Origin of the sequence: Sulfitobacter undariae, assembly GCF_014196805.1 — a bacterium.
GTDB classification, from domain to species: domain Bacteria; phylum Pseudomonadota; class Alphaproteobacteria; order Rhodobacterales; family Rhodobacteraceae; genus Sulfitobacter; species Sulfitobacter undariae.
The window spans coordinates 138,906-152,019 of record NZ_JACIEI010000007.1 but is presented as its reverse complement, the minus strand read 5'-3'; the positions used below and the strand labels follow the sequence as shown (position 1 = coordinate 152,019).

Annotated in this window: 11 protein-coding genes, 1 tRNA gene and 1 pseudogene; 2 read left to right on the top strand and 11 right to left on the bottom strand. The window is 51.2% G+C overall.

What is annotated here, in order from left to right; translation table 11 throughout:
• From GGR95_RS11780 to GGR95_RS11755, 6 genes and pseudogenes are all read right to left on the bottom strand, one after another.
• Positions 1-1,084 (bottom strand): annotated as a pseudogene (locus GGR95_RS11780) (hypothetical protein); the annotation flags it as partial.
• A 124-nt stretch (positions 1,085-1,208) separates the two neighbouring features.
• Positions 1,209-1,427 (bottom strand): helix-turn-helix transcriptional regulator, encoded by a 219-nt coding sequence (locus GGR95_RS11775; RefSeq protein ID WP_184566048.1) that lies wholly within the window; start codon positions 1,425-1,427, stop codon positions 1,209-1,211.
• A 597-nt stretch (positions 1,428-2,024) separates the two neighbouring features.
• Positions 2,025-3,959 carry a TRAP transporter permease gene (locus GGR95_RS11770; RefSeq protein WP_184566047.1) on the bottom strand — a complete coding sequence of 645 codons (1,935 nt, stop codon included), beginning with the start codon at positions 3,957-3,959 and terminating at the stop codon, positions 2,025-2,027.
• Between the two features lie 68 nt (positions 3,960-4,027).
• Positions 4,028-5,161 (bottom strand): TAXI family TRAP transporter solute-binding subunit, encoded by a 1,134-nt coding sequence (locus GGR95_RS11765; protein WP_184566046.1) that lies wholly within the window; start codon positions 5,159-5,161, stop codon positions 4,028-4,030.
• A 50-nt stretch (positions 5,162-5,211) separates the two neighbouring features.
• Entirely contained in the window at positions 5,212-6,411 is a 1,200-nt protein-coding gene (locus tag GGR95_RS11760) for a CaiB/BaiF CoA transferase family protein (protein WP_184566045.1), read from the bottom strand.
• Positions 6,408-8,144 (bottom strand): acyl-CoA dehydrogenase family protein, encoded by a 1,737-nt coding sequence (locus GGR95_RS11755; protein WP_184566044.1) that lies wholly within the window; start codon positions 8,142-8,144, stop codon positions 6,408-6,410. The genes GGR95_RS11760 and GGR95_RS11755 overlap by 4 nt, the downstream gene beginning before the upstream one ends.
• A gap of 143 nt (positions 8,145-8,287) precedes the next feature.
• Here GGR95_RS11755 and GGR95_RS11750 point away from each other — a divergent pair, with 143 nt between their 5' ends.
• Positions 8,288-9,184, top strand: a complete 897-nt coding sequence (locus GGR95_RS11750) for a LysR family transcriptional regulator (RefSeq protein WP_221384866.1) — start codon at positions 8,288-8,290, stop codon at positions 9,182-9,184.
• On the opposite strand, the gene GGR95_RS11745 is transcribed toward GGR95_RS11750, so the two are convergent.
• From GGR95_RS11745 to GGR95_RS11725, 5 genes are all read right to left on the bottom strand, one after another.
• A complete protein-coding gene (locus tag GGR95_RS11745) occupies positions 9,181-9,357 on the bottom strand; it encodes a helix-turn-helix domain-containing protein (protein WP_184566042.1) in 177 nt (58 codons plus the stop codon). The genes GGR95_RS11750 and GGR95_RS11745 overlap by 4 nt on opposite strands.
• Positions 9,350-9,559: a helix-turn-helix transcriptional regulator gene (locus tag GGR95_RS11740; RefSeq protein WP_184566041.1), complete on the bottom strand. Its 210-nt coding sequence runs from the start codon at positions 9,557-9,559 to the stop codon at positions 9,350-9,352. The genes GGR95_RS11745 and GGR95_RS11740 overlap by 8 nt, the downstream gene beginning before the upstream one ends.
• Positions 9,560-9,688: 129 nt before the next feature.
• Positions 9,689-10,588, bottom strand: a complete 900-nt coding sequence (locus GGR95_RS11735; RefSeq protein WP_184566040.1) for a hypothetical protein — start codon at positions 10,586-10,588, stop codon at positions 9,689-9,691.
• Positions 10,589-10,614: 26 nt separating this feature from the next.
• The gene (locus GGR95_RS11730; protein ID WP_184566039.1) at positions 10,615-11,805 is read right to left on the bottom strand and encodes a tyrosine-type recombinase/integrase; all 1,191 of its coding nucleotides are present in this window, start codon (positions 11,803-11,805) and stop codon (positions 10,615-10,617) included.
• A 165-nt stretch (positions 11,806-11,970) separates the two neighbouring features.
• Positions 11,971-12,046, bottom strand: a tRNA-Thr gene (locus tag GGR95_RS11725).
• Between the two features lie 121 nt (positions 12,047-12,167).
• On the opposite strand from GGR95_RS11725, the gene GGR95_RS11720 reads away from it, so the two are divergent.
• Positions 12,168-13,043 (top strand): hypothetical protein, encoded by an 876-nt coding sequence (locus GGR95_RS11720; protein WP_184566037.1) that lies wholly within the window; start codon positions 12,168-12,170, stop codon positions 13,041-13,043.
• Positions 13,044-13,114: the final 71 nt, after the last annotated feature.

Here is a 13,114-nt window from a genome sequence, read left to right as displayed (position 1 = left end):
GCGAAATTCGTCCGTCCGTTTCAGTCCCATAGTTTATCTCCTTTGTTACAGTAAATGCTATCAAAGGAGCGGCATCAAACCGCGACAGGTCCACCGTGTTGCTAAATGTCTTGGGAATGGGGAACCAGTTCACGTTTAGGCTTTTCCCGTTTTTTGCTCGAACGATTGAGGCATCCTGAATTATCAGCTCTTTTGCTGGGTCAAAATGGCAGATTCTCAGTGAGGCAAGGGTATCCGCGCGCAATCCACAAAGGAAGGCCATGGCAAAGATTGCTTTCGACCGATGGTCCTTAAGATTCTGAATTGGCATCTCTAGCAACAATGCTTCCGCCTCCTTTACCGTGGGATAGTCTTTGTCCTTCCTACTTAATGAAGCGGAATATACCGACTTGGGCAGTTTCAGGTAATCTGGTAGGTCGCTAGGCAACCGCTTGTAACCATCTTGTTTCAGCAACCATTGAAGGAAAGCTGTCAGGTGTGATGCCGTATGAGCAACGGTGGATTTCGATCTTTGTAGTTCATTTGCTGCAAGTAGAGATTGCTTCAGTTGCTCTCGCATCAATCCAATATCGTGGTTGGTTAGCTGATCATAAGCTTTACCATTTAATGTTTCTTCCAGTAACCGAATGGCGCTGAGGTGGCGGTCTACGGTTTTCTCGTCGTACCGCCCAGCGTAATTCTGCCATTTATAAATCAAGCGGTCGTTAGCTGTCCAAACCACGGGAGGATGGGTTTCCTGATCTTTCCCAATACCACCGAGGTCTTCTTGAATCTCTTCGTGTAGGGAGTCGTCGGTGGTGTTGGGATTCCGTAAGGCGTCGAAATAGTCCCTGTCGGCCTGTGAAGTGATCTTTTGGACATGCGCTCCGCACTCTGGGCAACTCCCAAAACACATGTGGGTGCCCTTGCCGACGACCCGCTCTGAGAGAGTGTCGATCTCGAGGAGTACAGCAAGCTTACAGCCTGTGCATTTTACCTCACCGGGGCGAAGGTGGATTCTCGTACGCGCTCGCCGCTGCTTGTGAAAGGCGTTCACAACAGCACCTCTAAAAAGATGCGGCTGTTTCTTGTCAGATTTTTGCAAACCCTGTTTGGTCCAATTGGTGACCGTATTTGCAGAGACAGAGTATATTCGCTCTAGGTCTTGGATCGAATATACTCTGTTTTTCTTAAGGGTGCTTGGGGAGTAAGATCGGCTCATGGCGTACCTACTGACCATCGTCGTCAGTATTCCCGTCAAATAGGGCACGGATGTCTTCCGCCTTCCAAACTGTAGTGCGCGGGCCAAGTTTCTGGGGCTGTGGGAAGCGCCCATCTTTTACGCCCTGCCACCACGTGGATTTTGAGACGGGAATAGGGCCTGTAGGGGCGAGTATTTGAGATAGACGGACGAAACCGTCTTGTGGAAATGGTGCGTTGCTCAACATGATACATCCTCGTTTGCTAAGGTATGATCAAGTTTGCCTGCGTCGTTTATCATTCGGGGTATTCAAAAGCTGAATTTTATCCCTTTGTATTTAAACGATAAGTGGGGATTTGAGTTCTTTTCGGTAAATTTAGTGCTCGTCATGGGGTGCGGATAACTCAATTCCCTTTGTTAAAAGTAACTTGATCGGGCGTATCGCTGGGCGGTGGCCTTGAAGCTCCGCATCATGCTGGATTTTCTTCGCAACGCGTCCGACATCGGGCAGGCCTTTTAGGCCATATTTCTCCACGGCCTTTGGGTAGATTAGAATTGCATGGTGCTTATAGGTGGTTTTGTACAGGGGTGTGTTGCTTTGAACAGTGACCTTGGGGGGGGGGTGGGGGGCTATATACAGGCTCATGTGGCAATACTCACACTGAGACAAACGACATCGCGCTGGTCAGTTGATTTTGTGTTGTCGCATTGTGCTTGTACGAATTCGTCGAAGCAAACACCAAAAAAGTTATATAACCCTGTGCATTTGGCGGCGCGGACCTGTAGCGGGGATCAGGCTGGGCCTTTTATAACAAAATTCTTCCTTTGTTAGACAATCTAGTAGTTAATCAGGTGATCCGTTGCCAGCTCGCTTCTGAATAGCCCTGCGCCTCATCTGTGCGATGCCTGCCCCAAGTACAACGATCACCAGCCCACCAAGCTCGTACATCCGATCTGGGATCATTAAGCCTATGGAACCAACTCCAACGACAAGTCGTTCTAACTTTGAAATAGAACCAATTCCGTAGAAATAACCCTCAAGAGCGCAAGACAGCGCAGTTAGTGCCATAACCGCAGTACTAATTGCAAATATGGTAACAACAACGTCCCCTCCCTGCAGCAGTAGTGCGGGTTCATAGACGAATACAAAAGGCAGAATAAACAGTGCAGCACCTAGCCGCATTGAGGTGAACCCAGTTGCCATACCCTTGGCTCCAGCTATCTGAGCAGCCGTGATTGACGCGAGTGCGACAGGCGGGGTGATGTATGATAGCATTCCCCAATAGAGAACAAACAAGTGTGACCCAATGGGGGATAAACCCAGTTTCACCAATGCAGGTGCCAAAACGGTTGCCAAAAATATGTAGCAGGCAGACACGGTCATCCCCATGCCTAATACAAAGCTGGTGATCGCGCCGAGTATTAATAACAGTAGCGTGTTTTCGCCGCCATATTGAACAAGCTCCCTTGAGAAAGCGCCACCAACGCCTGTGATTGCCAGAGACCCGACAACCAGACCGATGCCGCAGAGAGTGGCTATTAGATAAGCTATGTCACGGGTGACACCTTCAACCAGAGACTGCGCCGCATCGAACCTTGGGATTTGCCGGTATCGTATGAGCGAGACGAGTAACATAAGGCCTGTGGCATAGTAGGCTGCCCGTGCAGGGCTAACCATAAACAATAAAGCGACCAGTCCAAATAGCGACACAAGATGGTGCCAGCCTTGGCCAATGACGGCCCGCAAAACAGGAATTTCCTGATCTGCCGGTGTCACGATATTGTTGCGTGCAGCAAAAAGGTCGACCTGTAACAACAGGGCGAGATAGTACAGAACAGATGGAACAATCGCAGCGATAACGATTGTGGTGTAGGAAACATCAAGGAATGAGGCCATAATAAAGGCTACAGCGCCCATGACAGGTGGCATAAGGGTCCCGCCGGTAGAGGCACATGCTTCAACCGCGCCAGCATATTGCGGGGGATACCCTGACCGCTTCATTGAGGAAATGGTCATTCGCCCTGTGGACAGAACATTTGAGATTACCGACCCAGACAGGGAGCCGAAGAGTGCGCTAGATACAATCGCGACCTTAGCAGAACCGCCCCGCCGACGCCCCATCAAGGCCATGGACAATTCCATAAAGAAGCGCGCACCACCAATGGCGTTTAGTACTGCGCCAAAGATAATAAACCCCACCAATGCATCCGCAACTACTCGGAGAGGGATGCCGATGAGGCTTTCCATCCCCATTACATGCGCGGCAGCGGTTTCGGTCACGCTAAGGGATGGCCCCCATAAAAAACCGGGCATGTAGTCAGCAAACAGGGGGTAGCTTGCGAAAAAACCGCAAATGATCAATAGCAATATCCCTCCAGAACGGCGCAACGCCTCAAGAGACAATAAGACAACCAAGATTGAGACCACAGCAGGTATTGTAGGCGCAACTACATCCCAACCCTGCGTGATGATTAACTCGGCATTGACACCCAGATACCCTGCGCAGGCCAAGGAAAGCCCGGCAAGTACCCAATCGACAGGGCTCACAGGTGCCAAACTATCGTTGCTGCGTGCAGGCAGCAGTAAAAATGCAGCCGCCAGAAAAACAGCGATTAACAGATAGTAGTATCTGTTGGATAAGAGGGGAAAGACACCCAGTAGCGGAATGTTAAACGTTTGCAAGACGATGCCGAATAGTCCGATGACACCGAGTGCACCAACGGCGAGGCGTGAGGCGCCATGTAGGCGCGGTGTAGCGTTTTCAACTGAATTAGACATTCACAATACCTCTGACTGAAGGAAATAGCCCCTCGCATGAAACCACGCGAGGGACGGGTAGCAAAAGGCTACTTCAGCTTTTCAGCGCGTTGGGCCGTCCAGAATGCGGGCCAGTCAGCGGATGAGATATTTTGATCCATCGCGGTTTCGGTCGCTTCATCCCAAGCCTTTTGTACCGCTTCCATACGAGCCAATCGCGCATCATTCCACGCTTGATCTCCATCGGTCCAAACGTTGATCTCTTTCAAATAGCGGATCGCACCAGGGTGAAAGGGCGCATCTTGCGGGGTTGTCCCTGCTTTTGCCAATGCCCATCCCGGCATGGCGGATGTCGCGCCTTTGTAGATGTCAAAGGTAGCATCCAGCGCTTTGAGAAAGGTATAAACTTCGTCTTCATCTGAATCTGCGTAAACGGTGATCATCGGATAGCGTACAGCGAAAATCTCTGCGGGGTTTTCCGCAGAAATACCTGCGCCACTGGTTGCAGTGGTCGGTGCGAAGAAGCTGGCAACGTTTCCAATGGCATCCCAACCTTCGGCATTATCTTTGGGTAGAGGAGCCCAGCTTAGTCCACGTGAAGAGCCTTCCAGTTCATAGAGCGTTGCTGCTGTTGGCGTCGTTCCGGCAACGTCTGCTTGCCCATCAACAACGGCGCGCAACGCAGCTCCATAAGAGGGAACTTCGACAACTTCTACATCGTCCCAAGTCAAGCCTGCAAAGGCGAGCATGGCTTCGACTTTGATATTAATCGACGGGTTCGCCTTGATTTTTGGGACGCGTTTTCCTCGGATGTCAGCGATGGTTTTGATGCCGCTATCCGTTGCAATCGCCATGCCGAAAGTTGATGGCCGACCTGATACGATACGGAGATCTTGAGGGCCCCATTCCTGTACTTCGAAGTCATACAGTGCTTCGGTTGCGAAATAGACTTCGTTTGCCAACCACCCATATTGCACACGCCCTGTCTTGAGCGGTAGCAATCGCCCAATAGACGTACCCGATGGCATAATCCGCACGCGGGTGCCGAATTCCTTGCCAAATGCATCAGCCACGGCAGAGGCTTCAACATAGCCACTTGATCCAACATCATAGGTTGACCAAAGCATTGAGCGCGGCAGCTCTGTTTCTTGGGCCGTCGCGGGCAGGGCGCTGGCCAGCGCCATTGCGGCCGCACCAAGTGCAGCAGTAAATTTAAAAGTCATATGTGTTCCTCCCATGGAATTTAATTTAGTCAGTCGTATCTTCGCGATCCCTAAATGCGTCGCTTATCTGGTGTTATTCCCTGTGCAGTTAGATCCGCGATAGTCTCTTTTGAAAATCCGGCTTCTGCCAAAATTTCATCCCGGTGTTCCGCAAATTTCGGTGGTTTACGGCGGTAGCTTGCTGGTGTTGCCGTGGCCTTTATTGGCGCTCCTAATCCGCTGTAGTCGCCGATGCCTATAGTCATTTCACGATGCTCGGTATGCGGATGCGCCAGTGCTTCGCTCACATCCAGAACAGGGCCGGCCGGAACGCCTGCATTGATCAATGTCTGGGCCAGATCGCTCCCGTCAAATCCAGCCAGTGCGTCCTCCAGTGTAATACGTAAATCCGCGCGGTTTTTTAACCTCTCTCCATTTGAAATAAACCGAGGGTCTAAGGCGATTTCAGGTGCTCCGATTAGATCACACAGCCGTGCAAACTGCCGGTCATTTCCAACCGACAAATAAATAGGACGGCCACCCGTGGCATAGGTGGAATAGGGGGCGATATTGGGGTGATCATTGCCCGTCCTTTGTGGTGTTTTACCCGACAGCGCATAATTGGCGGCATGCGGATGCAACAATGAGAGCGCGCTATCAAACAAAGCTGCTTCAACGAACTGCCCCACCCCCGAGGTGTGCCTGTGGTAAAGCGCCAGCAGAATGCCTTGAACCGCATTCAGCCCTGTCACCATATCAACAACCGGTAGGCCAACCCGCGTGGGGCCACTTTCCTCGGAGCCATTCACGCTCATGATGCCGCCCATGGCTTGCAAAATCGCATCATAGCCTGGCATTCCGCCCATGGGGCCGTCAGCGCCAAAGCCGCTGACCCTGCAATGGATCAGCTTTGGAAAGCGCGCTGAAAGGGCATCATAGCCGATGCCCCATTTTTCCATCGTACCAGTTTTGAAATTCTCCAGCAGTACATCCGCGTCTTCCAGTAAGCGCAACAGCACAGCACGGCCCTCGCCTTGGCGTAAATCCAGCGCCAAGGCCCGTTTGTTGCGATTCAGGCCGAGGAAATACGATGCCGTTTCCTCTTGGAAGGGCGGCCCCCATTCACGTGTCTCATCCCCAGCGGGGGGCTCGACCTTGATCACGTCAGCGCCATGGTCCCCAAGGATTTGCCCTGCAAACGGTCCACCTAAGACCCTTGATAAATCGATAACCTTCAACCCCTGCAATGCGCCCGTGTTTGCGACATTCATTGTGCTGTACCAATTTGTGCGTCTGCCAAGGCGCGGTCCAAAAGTTCGGCTACATCTTGCTCGCTCATCGCCTGCGTGGCGCTGGGGGCGAGTGGATCACGTGTGGCTAGTTTGTGGGCGACTACTGCCCGAGCAAGCGTTTTGCGGTCGCCATTGTATCCGTCGCGCCCAGACAACTGTGCGTCTTCCCAAAGCATGATCGCTGCCGACGTTGCATTATAAACTGCGCTTGCGGCAACGCGCACATCTGCTTCAAGAGCACGATCGTTGGCCACAGTTTCCAGTAAGTCAGCCGCACGCGTAAACGCCGTAGAGATTTCTTCTATATCGTGACCTTGGTCAGCCGCTTCGCGCAACAATTTCTCCACGTAATCCCGTAAGGCACCCAAAGCGCCTGCGCGACGTACAGCCCGGGCTACGTCCAATGCAACAATGTTGCTTGTACCTTCCCAGATAGACCCCAAGTGCGAGTCTCGCAGCACGCGTGCATCCGACCATTCCTCAATATAGCCGCAGCCACCGCGCACCTCCATGCCGTCGCCCGCGACTTTGCGTGCGTCTCGACAAGTACGAAACTTGATTAGCGGCGTCATGATGCGCAGCACTTTTGCTTGCTCTGCATCCCCGGCATCCGACGCTTGTAGAATACGTGCTGTGTGAAACACCATCGAGCGACCTTGCTCGGCTGTCACCAACATCTTCATTAACTGGCGGCGCATCAGTGGCAGATCAATCAAACGCTTCCCGAATGCAGTACGGTTTTTCGAGATGAACAGCGCCTCGGACACTGCTCGCCGCATCAAGCCGGCAGAACGCACACCATTTGCCAGACGTGACATGTTGATCATGTCAGTCATCTGTTTGAATCCTTGGCCCGGATCTCCCACCAAATAGGCAGTAGCGCCTTCAATCGAGATTTCGCCGCTCGCCATAGACTTTGTGCCCATTTTTTCTTTTAGGCGAAGAATACGATAATTGTTTTTCGTACCGTCCGGCAAGTTGCGCGGTAACAAGAACAGTGACAGTCCGCCAGTGCCTGCTTCTCCCCCTTCAGGGCGTGCCAAAACCATGCCAAGTCCTGCATCGGGATTGGAGCAGAACCATTTGTCACCAAATAGCTTCCATTCACCGTCAACCAACTTCGCAGTTGTCTCAATAGCGCCGACGTCCGAGCCGGCCACTTGTTCGGTCATAAACATCGACCCTTGGAACAATTCGTCCATATCTTGGCTGGTCAGGCGGTCAAAGTATTGGTCGATCAACTCTTTTGAGCCGAATTTTACCAGTGTCCGTGTTAGGGAATCAGTCATCGACAAGGGGCAACACAAGCCAAATTCTGCTTGCACAAAGAGAAATACTAGCGCGTATTTGATCATTGGCGGGAGTTTATGTTGCGCGCCAAAGACGCCGGCACGATGAGACATGGCCGCAAGGCCAAACTCTCCAAACGCGTAGCGCTCAAGTTCAACGTATGAAGGGTGTTTGTGGACCTTTTCTAATTCAGCCCCGTTGCGGGCACGAATTTGCAAGGTTGGAGGGTTTTTGTCGGCGGTTAAAGCTAACTCTTCCAAATATCTACCGACTACATCCCCCATGCGCTCGAGCTCAGGTGTCAAAGAGGCGCGGTCCTCCTCCATCAGATATAACCATGCAAGGTGCTGTAAGGCGGGATCAGCTGCAAAAGCGTTCATGCCTGCGCTGTCGGGAATGTTCTTATGAATTTGCAGTGGCATGACTGGTCCTCTTGAAGTCAGTTGATTGCACTCAGCGATAGTGTGTTCGTTGTGAGCGTCCTGTGATGGTGGGGCATCAATCATTCCAATTCAAATACCATTAATGTATTATGCGATTGCAAAAACCATATGATTGGACCGGTGTGGCTATTACATTTCGACAACTTCAGCAGTTTCTCGTGCTTAGTAAGGAGCTTCACTTTGGTCGCGCAGCTGCTCGCTTGAACATCTCCCAACCCCCTTTGAGCGTTAGTATGAAGCAACTCGAAGAGAACTTGGGTTTTTTGTTGCTAGATCGAGGCAGGAAAGCGGTGCGCCTTACGCCTGCGGGCGCTGTCTTTGCAGAGCACTGCGCGCGTATTCTGGGCCAGCTAGACGCTGCACGCGCCCTTGCTGAGCAAAAGTCTAAAGGAACATCTGGTACGCTTGCTGTATCGTTCGTCCCATCGATGCTTTTCCGCCACTTGCCACGCACCCTGCACAGCTTTGAGGAAGCATACCCCGCTGCAAAACTCGACCTTCATGAAATGAATACCAACCGTCAAATTGATCACCTGACACAAGGCAAGATCGATGTGGGGTTTATCCATTCGGTTCCACTCCCTGATGATTTACAATCCCATCTGGTAGAAACGGAACGGTTGGTTTGCTGCGTCCCACGTAATCACCGTCTGGCGGAGCGCAGCCGGATTTCCATTTCAGAAATGGCGGGTGAAAAGGTTTTGGTTTTTGCACGTGAATTTGCGGCCCATTACCACGATCATATTGTAGGCCTGTTACGCGCCGCAGAAGTTGACCCATATGAGCACTATCGCGTTCAACATTGGTTCACTGTCATCGCACTGGTAGCTCAGGGCATGGGAGTTTCACTGGTGCCACGGTCTCTGTCTCGTTCAAGAATGGCAGATCTGGTCTATATCGAAATCGAAGAACCAAAGGCGCAGCACGAAATTAGAATGATTTGGAAAACGGATAATAAGAACCCAGTAAACGAGATTTTTCGACGCCACCTACAGCTTAGTAGACTCTCGTCAAGCTAGGCGCGCAGCTCCGCGCCCGAAATTAGAAACGGTTTCTGCGATGCCATTACAGGCAAACCGTCTTTAATCCAGTTGCAGATGGTCGATACAGAAACGCCTAGCGTTTTGGCTGCGTCCTTTATCTCGTAGGTGAGGGCCGCTTTCACGGCCATAGGGTCCGCGCGCTTACTCATGGGAGTGAGCCTCGAACAATGACCGGATGTCTTCCGCCTTCCAAACTGTAGTGCGCGGGCCAAGTTTCTGGGGCTGTGGGACGCGCCCATCTTTTACGCCCTGCCACCACGTGGATTTTGAGACGGGAATTGGGCCTGTAGGGGCGAGTATTTGAGATAGACGGACGAAATCGTCTTGTGGAAATGGTGCGTAGCTCAACATGATACATCTTCGTTTGCTAAGGTATGATCAAGTTTGCCTGCGTCGTTTATCATTCGGGGTATTCAAAAGCTGAATATTCTCCCTTTGTATTTAAACGATAAGTGGGGATTTGAGTTCTTTTCGGTAAATTTAGTGCTCGTCATGGGGTGCGGATAACTCAATTCCCTTTGTTAAAAGTAACTTGATCGGGCGTATCGCTGGGCGGTGGCCTTGAAGCTCCGCGTCATGCTGGATTTTCTTCGCAACGCGTCCGACATCGGGCAGGCCTTTTAGGCCATATTTCTCCACGGCCATTGAGTAGATTAGAATTGCATGGTGCTTATAGGTGCTTTTGTGCAGGGGTGTGTTGTTTCGAACAGTGACCATGGGGATTGTTGGGGGGGCTATATCCGGTTCGTCCGAAAACTTGTCTCGAAGTAAGGCGCGAAATCTCGCATCAATTTTGAACTTAACCTGCTTCACCCATGTATAGAATGTAAGCAAATCGTGTTTTCTCTCCTCATCATCGGGATCAACGCCTAGGCCATTGGCAATCGCTTCATACTGATCTTCGATAAATTGGAGCATCTGGTCTTGAGGGGTTGTATGTCCGTACCTCTTGAAAAGTGCATCAAAGTTTACTTTTCGTGGATCAATCCCAACGCTTAGGAGTGTCAGTTCAGGCAAGTTGCAACCTGTAAACGCTCTCCAATGGGAGGCATCAATTTCCACCGCTTTGACATGCCAGCCTGATATGAACCATGCTGGCTCTCTTGCTTTAAGCATCCGGATTTTATTAACTGCCTCAAAGCTAGTGCCCTCTGGGTCACGAAGCAGCCTTTGACCATTGTAGCTTTTTTCTTGAAAGCGCTTGCTCAGCTCTTCTGCTGGCCAAGGTTCCAGCATTACATAAAGCTCTTGTTTTATGGCTTGGATGTCTGCGTGAAACGCGTCTGCAAGTTTTGGGAACTGAGGGCCAATCGACTTTTCCGACTTTGGCTTCTTCCAGTCGGCTATATCGCCTAAAGCATCATCTACGATCTCTTTCATCAAGATTGCCTTGGTGTTTGGGGTCGTCATGTTTGCGTCCTAATTTCGTCAATGTAGTCAGCCCACCAATTTGCGAGGCGAACGCGTTCATCCCAATGCTCCCCCCGTGCGTATGCCCGACGAACCTCGTTCTTCTCTACATGGGCTAATGCACGCTCAATTGCGTCAGCGTGCCAAAGGCCGCTTTCATTTGCCAGAGTTGAAAAACTTGCTCTAAATCCGTGTGCTGTCATCTCGTCGCCAGCATAACCCATTCTGCGCAATGCGGCGTTGAGGGTATTCTCCGACATTGGCCGTTTCCACGTGCGCAATGAAGGGAAAAGGTACTCACCGTTGCCATTCATTCTGCGCAACTCATCTAACAACATCATAGCTTGGTCGGGCAGGGGAACAAGGTGATCGCGACGCATCTTCATCTTTTCGGCAGGGATTGCCCATATTTTGTTGGCAAAGTCGATTTCCGCCCATTTAGCACTACGTATCTCTCCGGGGCGCTGGGCGAGCATTGCCAGTAGCTGCAAACCGATGCGGGTGGTGGCTTGCCCATCAAACTGTGCGATCTCACGCATCAGCTGGCCCAGCGCCTTTGGGTCCGTGATGGCTGCGCGGTGAACACGGGTAGGGCGGATCAATGCGTCCCGTAGGGCGTAGGTTGGGTCAATCTCGGCTACTCCACTAGCAACCGCGTACCTAAATATGGAACCAATACGAGCGCGCAATCGGTGCGCAGTCTCGTAGTTGCCCTTGGCTTCCACTTTGCGAAGGGTTTTCAGAATCATAGGGGCAGTAATTTCGGTGATCGGCTTTTGCCCGAAGTCTTGGTTCGCGAGTTTAAGGTGATACTCTGTCTTGTCCAAAGTTGCTTTGGACTTTCCTTCTTTGTGTTGCTTGGCAAGAAAAGCCTGCCCTAGCTTGATGAATGTCTCACCTTTGGCGGCTTCCAGAATCCGTTTATCTTCCTGCTTGGCTTCATTGGGGTCGATGCCTTGCGCTAAAAGTGCTTTGGCTGCGTCACGCGCTTTGCGGGCCTGTGCTAGGCTATGAGCGGGGTAGTCACCAATAACGAACAATTTCTCCTTGCCACCCAAGCGGTACTTGAAGCGCCAAGACTTGGAACCGCTTGTTTTGACAAGAATGAAGAGGCCTTCAAAATCGGCGACCTTGTAGGGCTTTGCTTCTGTTTTCAGGTTTCTGATCTTGATGTCGCTTAAAGGCATAGTGGGGGTACGCTCTTTTTTCAGATTCTATCGTACCCCCAAATATACCCCCAATCAGGGGGTACGGTGCTGGATGTCATAAAGCAGCATCGGACGAACGACCTTGATGAAACCTATATAACAAAGGTCTTATCGGATGTCTTTGGATAAATCTGGATGTTGAAATGGTGCCCCCACACGGACTCGAACCGCGGACCTATTGATTACAAATCAATTGCTCTACCAGCTGAGCTATAGGGGCACTGCGGGCGTCTCTAAAGCCAATATTCAGATGGCGCAAGAGGAAATTATCATTCTTTTGCATGTTTTACACAGCGCCCCCTGAGCGTTATACAGAAATGGAAACAAATGGCGGTAGAGTGATGAAACTGGTCCTACATGTGGGTGTGCATTTTACGGAAGAAGACCGGCTGATGAAGTGTCTTTTACGAAATGCAGAGGAGTTTGCGGCGAGAGGGGTGATGGTTCCGGGCCATGGTCGGTATCGTGGTATTTTGCGCGAAACGCTTAACGCGATGGCAACCGCTCCTGCATCTGAGATGGCACGTGAAGTGCTAGTTGATGCTTTTATGGATGACGTAGAGGCAGACCGTGTGATCCTTTCTGATCCCAATTTCTTCCGAACTCCCAAAACGGCAGTAGAGGGAGGAGTGTTCTATCCTGCGGGGCCGGTGCGAATGGCGCGGATGGTGCAGATATTTGAACCTGACGATATTGAAATCTATATGGCCATTCGCAATCCCGCTGCTTTGCTGCCAGTGTTGTATAGTAAGTCCGACAATCAAAACCTTGCTGCTTTCTTTGGGGAAGAAGACCCGCGTGATATGCTTTGGTCGGATATGATAGCCAAGCTACGTGAGGCTGTGCCGAATGTACCCATTACTGTTTGGTGCAGTGAGGATGCGCCTTTGATCTGGGCTCATATTATCAAGCAAATGGCGGGCTTGGCTGACGATGAGAAGATCACTGGCGCGTTTGACCTGCTCAACTCGATCATGAGTGTCGAGGGTATGAAGCGGTTTCGCGCATATCTGAAAACACAGCCGGATTTGACCGAAAGCCAGAAGCGTCGCGCTATTTCTGCCTTTTTGACAAAATACGGGATCGATGAGGAGCTTGAAGAAGAGCTTGATATGCCGGGGTGGACTGAGGAAGTCGTAGAGGACATGACCGAAACCTACGATGAGGATTTGCAGAGAATCGCAATGATTCCTGGTGTGCGGGTTTTGATGCCCTGAATGACTAGTGTTGTATGCGTACAGCATATCTTGGCCTTGCAGGGGGTGGTGTGCTAGGGGTGCGCCATCAG

Bases quoted from the DNA above. Each gene is read 5' to 3' on its own strand.
- GGR95_RS11770 (WP_184566047.1), bottom strand. From the start codon at position 3,959: ATGTCTAATTCAGTTGAAAACGCTACACCGCGCCTACATGGCGCCTCA.
- GGR95_RS11730 (WP_184566039.1), bottom strand. From the start codon at position 11,805: ATGCCTTTAAGCGACATCAAGATCAGAAACCTGAAAACAGAAGCAAAG.
- GGR95_RS11740 (WP_184566041.1), bottom strand. From the start codon at position 9,559: ATGTTGAGCTACGCACCATTTCCACAAGACGATTTCGTCCGTCTATCT.
- GGR95_RS11755 (WP_184566044.1), bottom strand. From the start codon at position 8,144: ATGCCACTGCAAATTCATAAGAACATTCCCGACAGCGCAGGCATGAAC.
- GGR95_RS11760 (WP_184566045.1), bottom strand. From the start codon at position 6,411: ATGAATGTCGCAAACACGGGCGCATTGCAGGGGTTGAAGGTTATCGAT.
- GGR95_RS11775 (WP_184566048.1), bottom strand. From the start codon at position 1,427: ATGTTGAGCAACGCACCATTTCCACAAGACGGTTTCGTCCGTCTATCT.
- GGR95_RS11720 (WP_184566037.1), top strand. From the start codon at position 12,168: ATGAAACTGGTCCTACATGTGGGTGTGCATTTTACGGAAGAAGACCGG.
- GGR95_RS11745 (WP_184566042.1), bottom strand. From the start codon at position 9,357: ATGAGTAAGCGCGCGGACCCTATGGCCGTGAAAGCGGCCCTCACCTAC.
- GGR95_RS11765 (WP_184566046.1), bottom strand. From the start codon at position 5,161: ATGACTTTTAAATTTACTGCTGCACTTGGTGCGGCCGCAATGGCGCTG.
- GGR95_RS11735 (WP_184566040.1), bottom strand. From the start codon at position 10,588: ATGAAAGAGATCGTAGATGATGCTTTAGGCGATATAGCCGACTGGAAG.